17 protein-coding genes are annotated in these 17,446 nt (G+C 53.1%); 9 read left to right on the plus strand and 8 right to left on the minus strand.

Going from position 1 to position 17,446, the window contains the following annotated elements; all coding sequences use genetic code 11:
* Nucleotides 1-54 precede the first annotated feature (54 nt).
* The 3 genes from caiB to caiT all read right to left on the minus strand — a co-directional run bounded on the left by caiB (nt 55) and on the right by caiT (nt 4,090).
* On the minus strand, nt 55-1,272 hold the full coding sequence (caiB, locus tag OGY72_RS19295; protein WP_126319874.1) for an L-carnitine CoA-transferase: 1,218 nt from the start codon (nt 1,270-1,272) through the stop codon (nt 55-57).
* 123 nt (nt 1,273-1,395) lie between these two features.
* Nucleotides 1,396-2,538 (minus strand): crotonobetainyl-CoA dehydrogenase, encoded by a 1,143-nt coding sequence (gene caiA / locus OGY72_RS19300; RefSeq protein ID WP_003018898.1) that lies wholly within the window; start codon nt 2,536-2,538, stop codon nt 1,396-1,398.
* A gap of 34 nt (nt 2,539-2,572) precedes the next feature.
* Entirely contained in the window at nt 2,573-4,090 is a 1,518-nt protein-coding gene (gene caiT, locus OGY72_RS19305) for an L-carnitine/gamma-butyrobetaine antiporter (RefSeq protein WP_003829695.1), read from the minus strand.
* A gap of 480 nt (nt 4,091-4,570) precedes the next feature.
* On the opposite strand from caiT, the gene OGY72_RS19310 reads away from it, so the two are divergent.
* The 9 genes from OGY72_RS19310 to folA all read left to right on the plus strand — a co-directional run bounded on the left by OGY72_RS19310 (nt 4,571) and on the right by folA (nt 13,008).
* Nucleotides 4,571-5,341, plus strand: coding sequence for an electron transfer flavoprotein FixA (locus tag OGY72_RS19310; RefSeq protein WP_032942343.1), 771 nt, complete (start codon nt 4,571-4,573; stop codon nt 5,339-5,341).
* Nucleotides 5,342-5,356: 15 nt separating this feature from the next.
* Nucleotides 5,357-6,298: an electron transfer flavoprotein subunit alpha/FixB family protein gene (locus tag OGY72_RS19315; protein ID WP_148362461.1), complete on the plus strand. Its 942-nt coding sequence runs from the start codon at nt 5,357-5,359 to the stop codon at nt 6,296-6,298.
* A 48-nt stretch (nt 6,299-6,346) separates the two neighbouring features.
* On the plus strand, nt 6,347-7,633 hold the full coding sequence (locus tag OGY72_RS19320; RefSeq protein WP_286548867.1) for an FAD-dependent oxidoreductase: 1,287 nt from the start codon (nt 6,347-6,349) through the stop codon (nt 7,631-7,633).
* On the plus strand, nt 7,630-7,917 hold the full coding sequence (fixX, locus tag OGY72_RS19325; protein WP_000203736.1) for a ferredoxin-like protein FixX: 288 nt from the start codon (nt 7,630-7,632) through the stop codon (nt 7,915-7,917). The genes OGY72_RS19320 and fixX overlap by 4 nt, the downstream gene beginning before the upstream one ends.
* Nucleotides 7,918-8,064: 147 nt before the next feature.
* A complete protein-coding gene (locus tag OGY72_RS19330) occupies nt 8,065-9,408 on the plus strand; it encodes an MFS transporter (RefSeq protein WP_003829621.1) in 1,344 nt (447 codons plus the stop codon).
* A gap of 91 nt (nt 9,409-9,499) precedes the next feature.
* Nucleotides 9,500-9,733, plus strand: a complete 234-nt coding sequence (locus tag OGY72_RS19335; RefSeq protein WP_003018880.1) for a YgdI/YgdR family lipoprotein — start codon at nt 9,500-9,502, stop codon at nt 9,731-9,733.
* A gap of 211 nt (nt 9,734-9,944) precedes the next feature.
* A complete protein-coding gene (kefF, locus tag OGY72_RS19340; protein WP_003829618.1) occupies nt 9,945-10,475 on the plus strand; it encodes a glutathione-regulated potassium-efflux system oxidoreductase KefF in 531 nt (176 codons plus the stop codon).
* Entirely contained in the window at nt 10,468-12,330 is a 1,863-nt protein-coding gene (gene kefC, locus OGY72_RS19345; RefSeq protein WP_003829616.1) for a glutathione-regulated potassium-efflux system protein KefC, read from the plus strand. The genes kefF and kefC overlap by 8 nt, the downstream gene beginning before the upstream one ends.
* 198 nt (nt 12,331-12,528) lie before the next feature.
* Nucleotides 12,529-13,008, plus strand: coding sequence for a type 3 dihydrofolate reductase (gene folA, locus OGY72_RS19350; RefSeq protein ID WP_003018873.1), 480 nt, complete (start codon nt 12,529-12,531; stop codon nt 13,006-13,008).
* A gap of 96 nt (nt 13,009-13,104) precedes the next feature.
* Here the strand turns inward: folA and apaH are convergent, their stop codons facing one another.
* The 5 genes from apaH to surA are packed head-to-tail and all read right to left on the minus strand — an operon-like array spanning nt 13,105 to nt 17,436.
* Entirely contained in the window at nt 13,105-13,953 is an 849-nt protein-coding gene (apaH, locus tag OGY72_RS19355) for a bis(5'-nucleosyl)-tetraphosphatase (symmetrical) ApaH (RefSeq protein ID WP_003829612.1), read from the minus strand.
* Between the two features lie 10 nt (nt 13,954-13,963).
* Complete coding sequence (gene apaG, locus OGY72_RS19360; RefSeq protein WP_003018867.1) at nt 13,964-14,341, minus strand: Co2+/Mg2+ efflux facilitator ApaG/CorD; 378 nt, start codon at nt 14,339-14,341, stop codon at nt 13,964-13,966.
* 2 nt (nt 14,342-14,343) lie between these two features.
* On the minus strand, nt 14,344-15,165 hold the full coding sequence (gene rsmA / locus OGY72_RS19365) for a 16S rRNA (adenine(1518)-N(6)/adenine(1519)-N(6))-dimethyltransferase RsmA (protein ID WP_003829609.1): 822 nt from the start codon (nt 15,163-15,165) through the stop codon (nt 14,344-14,346).
* Entirely contained in the window at nt 15,158-16,150 is a 993-nt protein-coding gene (gene pdxA / locus OGY72_RS19370; protein WP_126319277.1) for a 4-hydroxythreonine-4-phosphate dehydrogenase PdxA, read from the minus strand. Before pdxA ends, rsmA begins: the two co-directional genes overlap by 8 nt.
* Nucleotides 16,150-17,436, minus strand: coding sequence for a peptidylprolyl isomerase SurA (gene surA / locus OGY72_RS19375; RefSeq protein ID WP_003829603.1), 1,287 nt, complete (start codon nt 17,434-17,436; stop codon nt 16,150-16,152). The genes pdxA and surA overlap by 1 nt, the downstream gene beginning before the upstream one ends.
* Between the last annotated feature and the right edge of the window lie 10 nt (nt 17,437-17,446).

Consider the following 17,446-nt stretch of genomic DNA (forward strand, 5'->3'; position numbering starts at 1 on the left):
TATCCACTGAAATCAGGCGTGAGCGCTAACCATCGAGGGGTCAGCGCGTCGCGTTTATTCCTCAACTCTGGCCAGGCCTTTGCCGACCAGCTCATTTATGTCTGCTTCGCTATAACCAATATTTTTCAGAATGGCGGCAGTATCCATGCCATGTGACGGCATGCCGCGCCAGATTTTCCCCGGGTTGTTTTTAAATTTCGGCATGATGTTTGGCCCTTTGCAGGTGCGGCCATCCATTGTTTGCCACTGAGTAATAGATTCACGGGCAACGTACTGCGGGTTGCCTTCCAGTTCAGGAATAGTCAGCACCTTCGCGCAGGCGATGTTCAGCTCAGCAAAGCGCGTCTGGACTTCGGCGATGGTGTGCGTTGCCAGCCAGGCGTCCAGTTTCTCTTCCACAAGAGGGCCGTAAGGGCATTCCACACGATGGATAAGCTGGGTGCCTTCCGGGACTTCCGGTGTGCCAAGAATGTGGGCGAGGCCAATATCCTTGAAGCATTCGTTGATTTGCGTGATGCCGACCAGCTCCATGACGATATAGCCATCGGCGCATTTATACAGGCCGCAGCCAGCGTAATATGGGTCTTTGCCTTTGGTCATGCGTGGGCAAATTTCGCCGCCGTTGAAGTAATCCATCATGAAATACTGACCCATGCGCAGCATCACTTCGTACATAGCGATATCGATGCTTTCACCTTTACCCGTTTCGCGCACTTTGTGCAGGGCTGCCAGCGCTGCTGTCGTTGCGGTCATCCCGGAGAAGTAATCGGCGGTGTATGGGAAGGCGGGCATTGGCTGATCCACGTCGCCGTTTTGGATCAGATAGCCGCTGAACGCCTGTGCGATGGTGTTATACGCCGGAAGATTGGTGTACTCCTCGGTTCCAAACTGGCCGAAGCCGGAAAGGTGGGCGATAACCAGTTTCGGGTTATGTTCCCACAGCACTTCATCGGTAATACCGCGGCGGGCAAAGGCTGGGCCTTTACTGGCTTCAATGAAAATATCGGTGGTTTCCATCAGCTTCAGAAACGCTTCCCGGCCTTCATCTTTGAAAATATTCAGCGACAGGGCGTGCAGGTTACGGCGTGAGAGCTGCGGGTAGTTAGGCTGCACGCGGATGGTATCGGCCCATGCGACGTTTTCAATCCAGATAACCTCGGCGCCCCATTCGGCGAACATCTGTCCGGCGAAAGGACCGGCAATTTCGATCCCTGAAAAGACAACGCGTACCCCGGAAAGCGGGCCGAAGGCTGGCATTGGTAAATGATTCATCATTTTTCTCCTGGCATTTATGGGTGTCCATGTAGGCCGGATAAGGCGCTCGCGCCGCCATCCGGCATTGAGTGCCTGATGGCGACGCTAAGGCGTCTTATCAGGCCTACAGGTTGCGTCGTTCTATCGGTATTGCTTGAGTACCGCACGACCCAACGTCAGGATCTGCATTTCGTCAGAACCACCAGAAACACGGTCAACGCGCAGGTCACGCCAGAAACGCGTGATGCGGTGGTTGCCCGCGATACCAACACCTCCCAGTACCTGCATGGCGGTGTCTACCACCTCGAACGCGGCGTTGGCGCAGAAGTATTTACACATTGCCGCGTCACCCGAAGTAATGGTGCCGTTATCCGCTTTCCATGCGGCTTCCAGCAGCATGTTTTTCATGGAATTCAGTTTGATCGCCATGTGCGCGAACTTCTCCTGGATCAGCTGGAAACGGCCGATCGTTTCGCCAAACTGTACGCGTTGGTTGGCATAACGCGCTGCGTCTTCAAAAGCACACATTGCCGTACCGTAGTTGGTCAGCGCGACGAGGAAGCGTTCATGGTCAAACTCTTCTTTCACACGGTTGAAGCCATTACCTTCCCGACCGAACATGTCTTTCTCGTCCAGTTCAACGTCATCAAAGGTGATTTCACAGCAGCTATCCATGCGCAGACCGAGTTTCTCCAGTTTGTTGACCTTGATACCCGCCTTGCTCATGTCAACAAACCACTCGGTATAAACAGGTTTATCCGGCGATGCACCATCTCTCGCCATCACTACGATGTACGGGGTATAGGCGCTACTGGTGATAAAGCACTTACTGCCATTAAGATAAACCTTACCATTTTTGCGTGTATAAGTGGTTTTCAGACTGCCAACATCCGATCCCGCTCCCGGTTCTGTGATCGCCGAGTTCCACATCTGCTTACCGGTCCCCTGGAACGCCATGATTTTATCAATTTGCTCTTGGGTACCTTCACGCAGAAAAGTGTTAAAACCGCCTGGTAATTGGTACAACACGTAAGTCGGTGCGCCAAGACGTCCGAGTTCCATCCAGACGGCGGCAACGGTGACAAAACCGGCTTCCAGCCCGCCGTGTTCTTCCGGGATCAACAGGCTATCGATGCCCATATCCGCCAGCGCTTTTACAAAACGCTCAGGGTAGACGCTGTCGCGATCGCACTCGGCAAAATAAGCTTCCCAGTTCTCACTGGCCATCAGTTCACGAATACCGGCGACAAACAGTTCCTGCTCGTCATTTAAGTTGAAATCCATCTTTCAGCCTCTTGATCAATTGGGTTAATAAGAATTACTTGTCTTTCCAGTGCACTTTGGCGTCTTTAATAAAGGACAGCGTCACCATGATGTTGACGAAGAACAGCGGACATCCCCCGGCGATAATTGCGGTCTGAATGGGCTTCAACCCACCCAGCGCCAGCAGAACGATGCCGATGACGCCGACCAGAACGGACCAACCGATACGCACCAACAGCGGCGGTTCTTCACCATCACGAACTTCGCGACAGGTGGACATCGCCAGGGTGTAGGAGCAGGCGTTGATCAGCGTGACGGTGGCAATAAAGCAGAGGATAAAGAATCCCCACATGGTGGCGGTGCTGAGCGGTAAAGCAGCCCAGGTTTCGATAATGGCGCGCGCCACGCCGTGTTGTTCAATTAGCTGCGGGATGTTGAGAATGTTTTTATCCATCAGCAGCAGCGTGTTGCTGCCAAGGACGGTCCACAGGATCCAGGTGGATGCGGTCAGGCCCAGTACCATCCCGAAACACAGTTCACGTACGGTACGACCGCGAGAAATACGTGCCAGGAAGATACTCATCTGGATGGCGTAAATGACCCACCACGCCCAGTAGAAAACAGTCCAGCCCTGCGGGAAGCCGCCTTTGCCGATGGCATCGGTATAGAACAGCATGCGTGGCAGATGCATCAGCAGCATGCCGACCGAGTCGGTGAAGTAGTTCATGATGAAGCTGGCGCCGCTGACGATAAACACCCAGCCGAGCATCAGGAAGCTCAGGTAACTACGTACGTCGCTGGCGATCTTGACCCCTTTTTGCAGGCCGCAGGCCACGCAAATGGCGTTCAATATGATCCAGCAGGTAATGATGATGGCGTCGAGTTGCAGCGTATGCGGAATACCGAACAGCCATTGCATACACTCGGTTACCAGCGGGGTAGCGAGACCGAGGCTGGTGCCCATCGCGAAGATCAGCGCCACCAGATAGAAGTTATCGACGATGGTGCCGAACAAGCCCTTAGCATGCTTCTCGCCAACTAACGGCACCAGTGTGGAACTGGGGCGGATAACGTCCATTTTGCGTACAAAGAAGAAGTAGGCGAACGCGACTGAAAGGAAGCTGTAGGTTGCCCACGGCAGCGGTCCCCAGTGGAACAAGCTGTACGCCAGAGCTATCTCTTTTGCGCCAACGGAGTTGGGGGCGAGAGCAAAAGGCGGGGTAGAGATATAGTAGTAGATCTCGATGGAACCCCAGAACAGCACCGCGGCGGATGTACAGGAAGCGAACATCATAAAAATCCAGCTGGCGGTACTAAACTCGGGTTTTTCGTCGCCTAATTTCTTTTTCGAATATGGGCCAAAGACCAACCAGAACCAACCGAAGAGCATGACGACCATATACCATTCGAATGCCCAACCCCAGACGTTGGTGACATAACTGAATACCGCATTAATAACGACGTTAGCGGCATCAAGATCTCTTACTGTTAGCCAACAAAGTATCCCAACAATTATTAATGGCGGAAAAAAAACCTTCGGTTCAATTCCCGACTTTCTCTTTTCATTTTTCATAAGTGAATTCCAGTGTGAAAACGAAATTTATTTAGCGTGCCCGTATGTGATTGTTTGTTTATTTGTTATTAATGATTTGTTGATAACTTTTTAACCTCTGGGGCGCCTCAGTGAGTAACTCATAATGGGTATTCACTTCCGGCTATTCTGTTATCTGTGTCACACTTTTTTATGCTGGTTATTTTGTCTGGAAATCCAAATAATTCTTTTATTAATCATAATGTTAATGTTGATTTTTTAACTTTTTTAAGTGACTGGCGTTCAATATTGTTGAACCAGCAAACAATATTGAAAATTTTCGTAATTGACATGTTTCTTTCAATATTGGTGAGGTGCATAACACTATTGAAAGTTACGAATATCAATGTGTGACATTTTCAATATTGGTGATTAATGTTTTATTTCCGAATTAAAGAGCGTGATATCTGTATTTAACACCGCCGATATAAATACGTTTCCTTCATGATTTCTGGAGATGCAATGAAGATAATTACTTGCTACAAATGCGTACCTGATGAGCAGGATATTGCGATTAATAATGCTGATGGAACACTCGATTTCAGCAAAGCGGATGGCAAAATCAGCCAATATGATCTGAATGCGATCGAAGCGGCTTGCCAGTTAAAACAGCAGGTGGGAGAGGCTCAGGTTGTGGCCATGAGCGTCGGCGGCAAAGCGCTGACCAATGCAAAAGGGCGCAAAGATGTGCTCTCCCGTGGCCCTGATGAACTGATTGTTGTCATTGACGATCAATTTGAACAGGCGCTGCCGCAACAAACCGCCACTGCGCTGGCTGCCGCCGCACAAAAATCAGGTTTTGATCTGCTTATTTGCGGCGACGGTTCTTCCGATCTTTATGCTCAGCAGGTTGGTCTGCTGGTGGGCGAAATGCTGAACGTGCCGGCGATTAACGGCGTGAGTAAAATCCTCTCTCTTACCGACAGCACGCTGACGGTAGAGCGTGAACTGGAAGATGAAGTTGAAACCCTGAGTATCCCGCTTCCTGCGGTGATCGCGGTCTCTACCGACATCAACACCCCTCAAATCCCTTCCATGAAAGCCATTCTTGGTGCAGCGAAAAAACCGGTCCAGGTCTGGTCGTCTGCGGACATTGGGCTGAACGGCGCGCAAGCGTATTCGGAACAACAGGTTGCCGCACCGAAGCAGCGCGAGCGTCAGCGCGTTGTGATTGAAGGTGACGGTGAAGAACAGATTGCCGCGTTTGTCGAGAATCTTCGCAAAATCATTTAATTATCAGGGGATGTTATGAACAAATTTTCCAGTGTCTGGGTATTCAGCGATACCCCTTCTCGTCTGCCGGAACTGATGAATGGTGCGCAGGCTTTAGGTGAAAACGTTAACACGTTTGTGCTCAGCGATGAGGACGGCGCGGCGGCATGCCATTTAGGGGCGGATCATGTCTGGCTGCTCAGCGGCAAACCAGAAGACCGTATGGTTGAAGACTACGCCGATGCGATGGCCGAAACCATTCGTCAGCACAGCGAGGGCGGCGCGGTGCTGCTGCCGAATACGCGTCGGGGCAAGCTGTTAGCGGCAAAGCTGGGCTTTCGCTTGTCGGCTGCGGTTTCAAACGACGCCAGCGCAGTCGAAGTACAGGACGGAAAAGCGGCGGTCAAACATATGGTCTACGGCGGCCTGGCGATGGGAGCAGAAACAATCGCTTCACCGTTTGCTGTGATCACACTCAGCAGTGGAACGTTTGACGCGCAGCAACCGGATACCGCTCGCAGCGGCGAGGTGCACACCGTCCAGTGGCAGGCTCCGGCTATCGCCGTGACCCGTACGGCCACTCAGGCGCGTCAGAGCAATAGCGTTGATCTCGACAAAGCCCGTCTGGTGGTCAGCGTGGGGCGCGGTATCGGCAGCAAGGAAAATATCTCGCTGGCCGAAGCGCTGTGCCAGGCGATTGGCGCTGAGCTGGCCTGTTCCCGTCCAGTGGCGGAAAACGAGAAGTGGATGGAGCACGAACGCTACGTCGGCATTTCCAACCTGATGCTCAAACCAGAACTGTACCTGGCCGTGGGGATCTCCGGACAGATCCAACATATGGTCGGCGCCAACGGCGCGCAGACGATTTTCGCCATCAACAAAGATAAAAATGCGCCGATCTTCCAGTACGCAGATTTTGGCATCGTTGGCGATGCGCTGAAGATCCTGCCTGCGCTGACGGCTGCTCTGGCGCGTTAAACCATTCGGGCAGGATGCGAAAGTATCCTGCCACTGACAGGAGTACGTATGTCCGAAGATATCTTTGATGCCATCATCGTGGGTGCAGGTCTGGCCGGTTCGGTTGCGGCGCTGGTGCTGGCTCGGGAAGGTGCACAGGTGCTGGTCATCGAGCGCGGCAATTCTGCTGGCGCGAAGAATGTCACCGGTGGGCGCATGTATGCCCATAGCCTGGAACGCATCATTCCCGGCTTTGCTGAGCAGGCCCCCATTGAACGCATCATCACCCACGAAAAACTCGCCTTTATGACCGACAAAGGGGCGATGACCATCGACTATTGCAATGGTGAAGAGGCCGCATCGTCGCAGGTTTCTTATTCCGTCTTACGCAGCAAATTTGACGCCTGGCTGATGGAGCAGGCCGAGGAGGCGGGAGCCCAGCTTATCACCGGTATTCGGGTAGATAATGTTGTGCAGCGCGAAGGCAAAGTTGTGGGCGTGGAAGCCGACGGCGATATTCTGGAAGCCAAAGTGGTGATCCTCGCTGACGGGGTGAATTCTTTGTTGGCAGAAAAACTGGGCATGGCAAAGCGCGTTGAGGCATCGCATGTTGCCGTTGGCGTAAAAGAGCTGATCGAATTGCCAAAATCGGTGATTGAAGATCGTTTCCAGTTACAGGGGAACGAAGGCGCAGCCTGCCTGTTTGCCGGTTCGCCAACAGATGGGTTGATGGGCGGGGGCTTCCTCTATACTAATGAAACGACCCTTTCTCTGGGGCTGGTCTGCGGTCTTCATCATCTGAAAGATGCTAAAAAATCGGTCCCACAAATGCTGGAAGATTTCAAACAGCATCCGGCGGTTGCCCCACTGATCGCTGGTGGCAAGCTGGTGGAATATGCCGCGCACGTCGTACCGGAGGCCGGTATGAATATGCAGCCTGAACTGGTGGGGGAAGGAGTACTGATTGCCGGTGACGCTGCCGGAATGTGTATGAACCTCGGCTTTACTATCCGCGGTATGGATCTCGCCATATCCGCAGGCGAAGCGGCGGCGAAAACGGTGCTTTCCGCGATGAAGCGCGACGACTTCAGCAAGCAGTCGCTGGGCGAATACCGTCAGCATCTCGATGATGGTCCAATGCGCGATATGCGCATGTATCAGAAGCTTCCCGCTTTCCTTGATAACCCACGCATGTTTACCGCCTATCCCGAAATGGCGGTCGGTATCGCGCGCGACCTGTTCACCGTGGATGGTTCCGCTCCGGTGCCAATGCGCAAAAAAATCCTGCGCCATGCGAAGAAAGTGGGCTTCATCAACCTGATGAAAGATGGCCTGAAAGGAGTGACCGTATTATGACATCTCCCGTCAATGTGGACGTCAAACTGGGCGTCAATAAGTTCAATGTGGATGAAGACAGCCCGCACATCATTCTCAAAACCGATCCTGATAAACAGGCGCTGGAAGTACTGATTAAGGCTTGTCCAGCCGGACTGTATAAAAAGCAGGACGACGGCAGCGTTCGTTTTGATTACGCCGGATGCCTGGAGTGCGGAACGTGCCGCATTCTCGGACTTGATACAGCGTTGGAAAAATGGGAATACCCGCGCGGGACATTTGGCGTGGAGTTTCGCTACGGCTAATAAGTACGAGGTTGTGCACCCGTAGGTCGGATAAGACGCGGTAGCGTCGCCATCCGGCAATCATGTGGCGCCAATGCCGGATGGCGGCGTAAACGCCTTATCCGGCCTACAGATGACGCTTTGCCCGTGTTGAAACAGGAAGTCGCTATGCAGCAGCCCAGGAACTTTGATGACATCAAATTTACCTCTATTCACCGCCGGATAATGCTGTGGGGAAGCGGTGGGCCATTTCTGGATGGTTATGTGCTGGTGATGATTGGCGTGGCGCTGGAACAGCTCACGCCAGCGTTGAAACTGGACGCTCAGTGGATTGGTCTGCTGGGGGCCGGCACGCTCGCCGGTCTGTTTGTGGGGACGTCGCTGTTTGGCTACATTTCCGATAAGGTCGGGCGGCGCAAAATGTTCATCATCGATATTATCGCCATTGGCGTGATATCGGCGGCAACCATGTTTGTTTCCTCACCCGTTGAACTGTTGGTGATGCGTGTGCTGATCGGCATTGTGATTGGTGCCGATTATCCAATTGCTACCTCGATGATTACCGAGTTCTCCAATACCCGCCAGCGCGCTTTCTCCATCGGTTTTATCGCCGCGATGTGGTATGTCGGCGCCACCTGTGCCGATCTGGTCGGTTACTGGCTGTATGATGTTGAGGGCGGATGGCGCTGGATGCTGGGCAGCGCGGTGATCCCCTGTATTTTGATCCTGATTGGGCGTTTCGATCTTCCTGAATCGCCGCGCTGGCTGCTGCGTAAAGGTCGGGTGAAAGAGTGTGAAGCGATGATGATCAAACTGTTCGGCGAACCGGTGGTGTTCGACGAAGAGGCGCCGCAGGAGACGCGCTTCCTGCAGCTGTTTAACCGCCGTCATTTCCCGTTTGTCCTGTTTGTTGCCGCTATCTGGACCTGTCAGGTGATCCCGATGTTCGCCATTTATACCTTTGGTCCGCAGATTGTTGGACTGTTGGGGCTTGGCGCCGGGAAAAGCGCTGCGTTGGGCAATGTGGTGATAAGCCTGTGCTTTATGCTGGGGTGCATTCCACCCATGTTCTGGCTTAATAGCGCGGGCCGTCGGCCATTGTTAATTGGCAGCTTTATTATGATGACGTTGGCGCTGGCCGTGCTGGGGTTAATTCCTGATATGGGAGCGTGGCTGGTGGTGCTGGCGTTTGCCGTGTACGCCTTTTTCTCGGGGGGACCGGGAAATCTTCAGTGGCTGTACCCAAATGAACTGTTCCCTACCGACATTCGCGCATCTGCCGTCGGGGTGATTATGTCCTTAAGCCGCATCGGCACCATTGTTTCAACCTGGGCGCTGCCGGTGTTCATTACCAAATACGGGATCAGCAATGTCATGCTGATGGGCGCAGGAATTTCGCTGATTGGCCTGCTTGTGTCCATCGCTTTCGCCCCGGAAACGCGAGGTCTGACGCTGGCGCAAACCAGTCAAATGACGATTCGCAGTAAGCCCGTGACCAGGGCGAGTTATTAGGAGTGTTCTGTATTTTCCCTGCAACTCAGTCAGTTAGCCTACAGTTAACTGGGTATATCACTGAAAACAACTGAAAAGCAGGGAGAACACCATGCAAAAACATATCCTGATCACCTCAATTTTTACCGCAGCAGCACTATTTACCGTAGCCGGTTGTTCCTCAAACCAGGCGGTTAAAACCACCGATGGCAAAACAATCGTCACTGACGGCAAACCGCAAGTCGATGATGATACTGGCCTGGTGTCGTATAAAAATGCGCAAACGGGTAAGACGGAACAGATTAACCGCGATCAGGTTAAGGATATGAGTGAGCTGGACAACTAATATACACTTCATCCTTCAAGTTGCCTCAGTGTTGGCTGCGCTCATTCACCCCAGTCACTTACTTTAGTAAGCTTCTGGGGATTCATTCCCTTGCCGCCTTGATGCAACATGAATGATTTTGTGTATAGGCCTCAATAATATTGGCTGTTAGCCTGTGGATTAACTGACTAAACTCACTGTTATTACAATAATGCAGTGAAACAGGCTAATCATGATCCTCATCATTTATGCGCATCCCTATCCGCAGCACTCGCATGCGAATAAGCGGATGCTTGAACAGGCAAGGACGCTGGAGGGCGTGGAGATCCGCTCGCTCTACCAGCTCTACCCCGACTTCAATATCGATATTGCCGCTGAACAGGATGCGCTGGCACGCGCTGATTTGATCATCTGGCAGCATCCGATGCAGTGGTACAGCACACCTCCATTACTCAAGCTGTGGATGGATAAAGTCCTTTCGCACGGCTGGGCGTATGGCCATGGCGGTACTGCGCTGCACGGTAAACATCTGCTGTGGGCGGTGACGACCGGCGGCGGTGAAAACCACTTCGATATTGGCTCCCATCCCGGATTCGATGTGCTTTCTCAACCCTTACAGGCGACGGCACTTTATTGTGGCCTCAAATGGCTACCGCCGTTTGCGATGCACTGTACGTTTATCTGTGATGATGAAACCCTGCAAGCGCAGGCGCGTCACTACAAACAGCGTCTGATGGAATGGCAGGAGGCACACCATGGATAGCCATACGCTGATACAGGCGCTGATTTATCTCGGATCGGCGGCACTAATTGTCCCCATCGCCGTACGGCTGGGACTCGGGTCTGTACTGGGGTATCTTATCGCCGGGTGCATTATCGGTCCATGGGGCCTGAGGCTGGTAACGGACGCCGAATCCATCCTGCATTTTGCGGAGATCGGTGTGGTGCTGATGCTGTTTGTTATCGGCCTTGAACTGGATCCGCAACGTTTGTGGAAACTGCGAGCCTCGGTGTTCGGCGGCGGCGCATTGCAAATGGTGGTTTGCGGAGGCCTGATTGGTGTGTTCTGTATGTTCCTCGGCCTGCGCTGGCAGGTAGCGGAGCTGATCGGCATGACACTGGCGCTTTCCTCTACGGCTATCGCTATGCAGGCAATGAATGAACGCAACCTGATGGTTTCGCAAATGGGTCGCAGCGCCTTTGCCGTGCTGCTGTTCCAGGATATCGCTGCTATTCCACTGGTGGCGATGATCCCATTACTGGCAGCGAGTGGCGCATCAACAACGCTTGGGGCGTTTGCATTGTCTGCCCTTAAGGTAGCGGGCGCACTGGTGCTGGTGGTGCTGTTAGGTCGTTATGTCACACGCCCTGCCTTGCGTTTTGTCGCCCGTTCGGGCCTGCGGGAAGTGTTCAGTGCCGTTGCGCTGTTCCTCGTGTTTGGCTTCGGTCTGCTGTTGGAAGAGGTTGGATTGTCGATGGCGATGGGGGCATTCCTGGCTGGGGTGCTGCTGGCAAGCTCTGAGTATCGCCACGCGTTGGAAAGCGACATTGAACCATTTAAAGGACTGCTGCTGGGGCTGTTTTTCATCGGTGTAGGGATGTCTATCGACTTTGGTACGCTGATTGATAATCCCTTGCGCATTATCATTCTACTGGTCGGTTTCCTGGTTATCAAAACCGTCATGCTGTGGTTGATAGCGAAACCGTTGCAGGTGCCGAACAAGCAGCGTCGCTGGTTTGCCGTATTATTAGGGCAGGGCAGTGAGTTTGCCTTTGTGGTGTTTGGCGCGGCGCAAATGGCAAATGTGCTCGATCCTGACTGGGCGAAATCGCTGACGCTGGCGGTGGCGTTGTCGATGGCGGCTACGCCGATTTTGCTGGTGATTTTGACGCGTCTGGAAAAATCGGCGACTGAGGAAGAGCGGGAAGCCGATGAAATCGATGAGGAACAACCTAGGGTGATCATCGCCGGGTTTGGGCGATTTGGCCAGATAACCGGTCGTTTGCTATTGTCGAGCGGGGTCAAAATGGTGGTTCTTGATCATGACCCGGACCATATCGAAACGCTGCGTAAATTCGGGATGAAGGTTTTCTATGGCGACGCGACCCGGATGGATCTGCTGGAGTCTGCCGGGGCGGCGAAAGCTGAAGTCATTATTAATGCCATTGACGATCCGCAAACCAGTCTGCAATTAACTGAAATGGTTAAAGAGCATTTCCCGCATCTGCAAATTATTGCTCGTGCGCGCGACGTGGATCATTACATCCGCCTGCGCCAGGCGGGCGTGGATATGCCGGAACGTGAAACCTTTGAAGGTGCATTGAAGACCGGACGTCTGGCGCTGGAAGGTCTCGGGCTTGGGCGCTATGAGGCACGTGAGCGGGCTGACGTATTCCGCCGATTCAATACCATGATGGTAGAGGAGATGGTGAAAGGGGAAAATGACGCGACTTCCCGCGCGGCCGTTTATAAACGCACCAGCGCAATGCTGAGTGAAATTATTGCGGAAGATCGTCAGCACTTATCGTTAATTCAACGCCATGGCTGGCAAGGCACGGATGAAGGTAAGCATACGGGCGACGTCGCCGATGAGCCGGAAGTGAAACCGTCAGCATAGGGTAAAAAGTGTGATGTTCTGCAAACTTTACTGCTAATTGGCTGTTTTTGAACTACTGTAATGCTGGCGTACCACCTTAAATAGGTCGGTTCGCCAGCAGAACGGAAAATTTTCCTGTTCATCCTCTTTCCGCCAGTCGACGAAAGATTGCGCTTTCCGTATAGTGGCGACAATTTTTTTGTATCCGGGAAATATTCAATGATCAGTCTGATTGCGGCGTTAGCGGTAGATCGCGTCATCGGTATGGAGAACGCCATGCCGTGGAACCTCCCTGCCGATCTCGCCTGGTTTAAACGTAATACCTTAAACAAGCCGGTTGTCATGGGACGCCACACCTGGGAATCCATCGGGCGACCGTTACCTGGGCGTAAAAATATCGTCATCAGCAGTAAGCCAGGCACCGACGATCGCGTGCAGTGGGTGAAGTCTGTGGATGAAGCAATTGCGGCCTGCGGCGATGAACCTGAAATTATGGTAATTGGCGGCGGGCGTGTGTATGAGCAGTTCCTGCCAAAAGCGCAGAAACTGTATCTGACGCACATTGATGCGGAAGTGGAAGGGGATACGCATTTCCCGGACTACGAACCGGATGACTGGGAGTCGGTGTTCAGTGAATTCCACGATGCCGACGCGCAAAACTCTCACAGCTACTGCTTCGAGATTCTGGAACGTCGTTAATACTGTAAGTGCCGGATGGCGGCGAAACGCCTTATCCGGCCTACTTTTGTGCCAGATGTAGGCCTGATAAGCGTAGCGCCATCAGGCATAAACCTATCAGGCGTTGACCGCTTCGCCAGGATCCAGATTCAGATGGCGATTTGACGGCTGCACGAAGTACTGTTTGTCTTCCCAGCGCAGACAGGTGAGATCGCCTCCCCAGCAACACCCCGTATCCAGCGCGTAAATGCCTTCTGGCGTGCCTTTACCCTCCAGCGATGCCCAGTGCCCAAATGCAATGCTGTACGCTTCACTGACAGGTCCAGGAATGGCAAACCACGGCTTCAGCGGAGCAGGTGCGTCTTCTGGTGACTCTTTGCTGTACATATCCAACTGACCGTTAGGGAAGCAGTAACGCATGCGGGTAAAGGCGTTGGTAATAAAACGCAGGCGCGCCAGCCCGGTCAGTTCCGGGGTCCAGTTATTGGGCATGTCGCCGTACATCGCATCAAGGAAGAAGGGATACGAGTCGCTCGACAACACGGCTTCAACATCGCGAGCACAGTCTTTTGCCGTCTGCAGGTCCCACTGTGGGGTGATACCGGCATGCGCCATTACCAGCTTCTTCTCTTCGTCTACCTGCAACAGCGGTTGACGGCGGAGCCAGTTAAGTAATTCGTCGGCATCCGGTGCTTCGAGCAGCGATGTGACCCTGTCTTTAGGTTTATTACGACTGATACCGGCGAATACGGCCAGCAGGTGTAAATCGTGATTACCCAATACTAACCGCACGCTGTCGCCCAGTGATTTCACGTAGCGCAAAACGTCCAGCGAGCCCGGTCCACGAGCGACCAGATCGCCGGTGAGCCATAGGGTGTCTTTTTCGGAATTAAAGTCTACCTGATGCAGCAAGGCTACCAGTTCATCGTAACAACCGTGAACGTCGCCAATAAGGTATGTCGCCATAGTTATTGTTTTAATGAATGAGTGTTGGAACGGCGAGTCGGAATACGGGAATATCGATGGTAAAGGCGATGCCTTGTTCATCGATCATTTCGTAATGACCCTGCATGGTGCCCAGTGGTGTTTCAATCACCGCACCGCTGGTGTACTGGTACTCTTCGCCGGGTTCGATGTGGGGCTGGACGCCAACCACGCCTTCACCCTGAACTTCGGTTTCGCGGCCATGACCATTAGTGATCAACCAATAACGCCCCAACAGCTGCACAGGCGCTCGCCCCAAATTGCGGATAGTTACGGTGTAAGCAAAAACGTAACGTTCATCATCAGGTGAGGATTGCGCCTCAATGTAGACGCTTTGTACCTGAATGCACACTCGGGGCGAATTGATCATGTTTAACTCTCCTTCGATGGCGCGTTTTCTGACAGATAGTTAGCCATCCGGCAGTATTGCGCGACAGAGATATTTTCCGCTCGCATCGCCGGATCAATGCCCAGCTCTGTCAGTACTTCAACGCTAAACAGGTTGCCGAGACTGTTACGTACCGTTTTACGGCGCTGATTAAACGCTTCGGTGGTAATACGGCTCAGCACACGAACATCTTTAACCGGGTACGGCATCGTCGTATGAGGGACCAGACGCACAACGGCTGAATCAACTTTAGGCGCTGGCGTAAATGCGGAAGGCGGTACTTCAAGTACCGGGATCACATTGCAGTAATACTGCGCCATGACGCTTAATCGACCATACGCTTTACTGTTTGGCCCTGCAACCAGACGATTGACCACCTCTTTTTGCAACATGAAATGCATGTCGGCAATGGCATCAGTATAGGAAAAAAGATGGAACATGAGCGGCGTGGAGATGTTGTACGGCAGGTTGCCGAATACGCGCAGCGGCTGTCCCATCGTTTGTGCTAGTTCGCCGAAGTTCATGGTCATGGCATCTTGCTGATAAATCGTCAGCTTAGGCCCTAAAAACGGGTGTGTCTGTAGGCGTGCTGCCAGATCGCGGTCGAGTTCAATGACCGTGAGCTTGTCCAGACGTTCGCCTACTGGTTCGGTCAATGCCGCCAGGCCCGGGCCGATTTCGACCATAGCCTGACCTTTCTGCGGGTTGATAGCAGAGACAATACTTTCGATCACAAACTGATCGTTGAGGAAGTTCTGCCCGAAACGTTTACGGGCTAAATGGCCCTGATGGACTCGATTATTCATTGGTATTAACAATCATTTTGATGGCGAGATTAAGCGCCGTAATAAAACTGCCGACATCTGCTTGTCCACGGCCCGCGAGTTCAAGTGCGGTGCCGTGATCGACGGATGTGCGAATAAAGGGCAGGCCCAGCGTGATATTCACACCGCGACCAAATCCCTGGTATTTTAGCACGGGGAGACCCTGATCGTGGTACATTGCCAGCACGGCATCCGCGTGGTCGAGATATTTGGGCTGAAACAGCGTATCTGCGGGCAGCGGACCGTTTAATTTCATTCCCTGCGCACGCAGTTCATCGAGTACCGGAATGATGGTATCTATCTCTTCCGTTCCCATATGACCGCCTTCACCAGCATGCGGGTTAAGACCGCACACCAGAATATGCGGATCGGCAATGCCGAACTTGGTGCGTAAATCATGATGCAAAATGCCGATCACTTCCTGAAGCAGGGCGGGCGTAATGGCGTCGGCAACGGCTCTGAGCGGCAAATGCGTGGTTGCCAGGGCAACGCGCAGCTCTTCGGTCGCCAGCATCATAACAACTTTCTTTGCCTGTGAGCGCTCTTCAAAAAACTCGGTATGTCCGGTAAACGGGACGCCAGCGTCATTGATAACGCCCTTGTGAACCGGGCCGGTGATCAGCGCCGCAAACTCACCTTGCAGACAACCATCGCAGGCGCGAGCCAGCGTATCCACCACATATTGCCCGTTTTCTACCGCCAACTGACCCGCGACAACAGGTGCCCGCAGCGCAATCGGTAACAGCGTCAATGTGCCTGCTGATTGCGGTTTGGCTGGGGTATCTGGAGAGTATGGGAGGAGTGAAAGCGGTAAACCGAGCATCGCTGCCCGGTCATTGAGGAGTGCTGCATCCGCACAGACAACGAGTTCTACAGGCCACTCGCGCTGGGCGAGTTGAACCACCAGGTCCGGGCCAATCCCGGCGGGTTCGCCGGGAGTGATAACAACGCGTTGAGCACGAGTCATTAGTTGCTCAGAACTTTAACGTAAGCGCTGGCGCGCTGTTCCTGCATCCAGGTTGCTGCTTCTTCCGAGAATTTACGGTTCATCAGCATACGGTAAGCTCTGTCTTTCTGCGCTGCGTCAGTTTTATCAACGTTACGCGTATCCAGCAGTTCGATCAGATGCCAACCGAAAGAGGAGTGCACCGGGGCGCTCATCTGGCCTTTGTTAAGTTTGGTCAGCGCATCGCGGAAAGCAGGGTCGAAAATATCCGCTGCAGCCCAGCCCAGATCGCCGCCCTGGTTGGCAGAGCCTGGATCCTGAGAAAACTCTTTAGCGGCTGCCGCGAAGGTAGTTTTACCGCTCTTAATATCTGCCGCGATTTGTTCCAGCTTCAGACGCGCCTGCTGATCGGTCATGATCGGCGACGGCTTAAGCAGAATGTGGCGAGCATGAACTTCAGTCACGGAGATGCTCTGGCTTTGGCCACGCATATCGTTGACTTTCAGGATGTGGAAGCCGACACCGGAACGAATTGGGCCAATGATATCGCCTTTTTTCGCAGTGCTTAACGCCTGGGCAAAGATACCCGGCAGCTCCTGAATACGTCCCCAACCCATCTGACCGCCTTTCAGCGCCTGCTGGTCAGCGGAATAAGTAATAGCCAGTTTTCCGAAATCACTACCGTTACGCGCTTCATCAACAACAGAGCGCGCCTGGCTTTCAGCTGCGTTAACCTGGTCGGACGTTGGGTTTTCCGGTAATGGGATCAGAATGTGGCTCAGGTTCAGCTCGGTGCTGGCATCGTTTTGGTTGCCTACCTGCTGCGCCAGGGCATCCACTTCCTGAGGCAGGATAGTGACGCGACGGCGAACTTCGTTGTTACGCACTTCGGAGATGGTCATCTCTTTGCGGATCTGGCTACGATAGGTTGAATAGCTTAAGCCATCCTGTGCCAGACGGCTGCGCATCTGATCCAGCGTCATGTTGTTCTGCTTGGCGATGTTGGCAATAGCCTGATCCAACTGCTCATCAGAGATTTTAACACCCATCTTCTGACCCATTTGCAGGAGGATTTGATCCATGATCAAACGTTCCAGGATCTGATGACGCAGCGTGGCGTCATCCGGTAATTGCTGACCTGCCTGACCTGCATTCAGTTTTACTGACTGCATTAAGCCATCGACGTCGCTTTCCAGAACGACGCCGTTATTGACGACGGCTGCGACTTTATCGACTACCTGTGGGGCAGCGAAACTGGTATTCGCGATCATGGCGATACCGAGAAGCAGCGTTTTCCAGTTCTTCATACTTTTTCCA

This window comes from Citrobacter sp. Cpo221, from assembly GCF_030332345.1.
Taxonomy (GTDB): Bacteria; Pseudomonadota; Gammaproteobacteria; order Enterobacterales; family Enterobacteriaceae; genus Citrobacter; species Citrobacter portucalensis.

Coding starts and splice junctions, on each gene's coding strand:
- caiB (WP_126319874.1), bottom strand. CDS start 1,272: ATGAATCATTTACCAATGCCAGCCTTCGGCCCGCTTTCCGGGGTACGC.
- caiA (WP_003018898.1), bottom strand. CDS start 2,538: ATGGATTTCAACTTAAATGACGAGCAGGAACTGTTTGTCGCCGGTATT.
- caiT (WP_003829695.1), bottom strand. CDS start 4,090: ATGAAAAATGAAAAGAGAAAGTCGGGAATTGAACCGAAGGTTTTTTTT.
- OGY72_RS19310 (WP_032942343.1), top strand. CDS start 4,571: ATGAAGATAATTACTTGCTACAAATGCGTACCTGATGAGCAGGATATT.
- OGY72_RS19315 (WP_148362461.1), top strand. CDS start 5,357: ATGAACAAATTTTCCAGTGTCTGGGTATTCAGCGATACCCCTTCTCGT.
- OGY72_RS19320 (WP_286548867.1), top strand. CDS start 6,347: ATGTCCGAAGATATCTTTGATGCCATCATCGTGGGTGCAGGTCTGGCC.
- fixX (WP_000203736.1), top strand. CDS start 7,630: ATGACATCTCCCGTCAATGTGGACGTCAAACTGGGCGTCAATAAGTTC.
- OGY72_RS19330 (WP_003829621.1), top strand. CDS start 8,065: ATGCAGCAGCCCAGGAACTTTGATGACATCAAATTTACCTCTATTCAC.
- OGY72_RS19335 (WP_003018880.1), top strand. CDS start 9,500: ATGCAAAAACATATCCTGATCACCTCAATTTTTACCGCAGCAGCACTA.
- kefF (WP_003829618.1), top strand. CDS start 9,945: ATGATCCTCATCATTTATGCGCATCCCTATCCGCAGCACTCGCATGCG.
- kefC (WP_003829616.1), top strand. CDS start 10,468: ATGGATAGCCATACGCTGATACAGGCGCTGATTTATCTCGGATCGGCG.
- folA (WP_003018873.1), top strand. CDS start 12,529: ATGATCAGTCTGATTGCGGCGTTAGCGGTAGATCGCGTCATCGGTATG.
- apaH (WP_003829612.1), bottom strand. CDS start 13,953: ATGGCGACATACCTTATTGGCGACGTTCACGGTTGTTACGATGAACTG.
- apaG (WP_003018867.1), bottom strand. CDS start 14,341: ATGATCAATTCGCCCCGAGTGTGCATTCAGGTACAAAGCGTCTACATT.
- rsmA (WP_003829609.1), bottom strand. CDS start 15,165: ATGAATAATCGAGTCCATCAGGGCCATTTAGCCCGTAAACGTTTCGGG.
- pdxA (WP_126319277.1), bottom strand. CDS start 16,150: ATGACTCGTGCTCAACGCGTTGTTATCACTCCCGGCGAACCCGCCGGG.
- surA (WP_003829603.1), bottom strand. CDS start 17,436: ATGAAGAACTGGAAAACGCTGCTTCTCGGTATCGCCATGATCGCGAAT.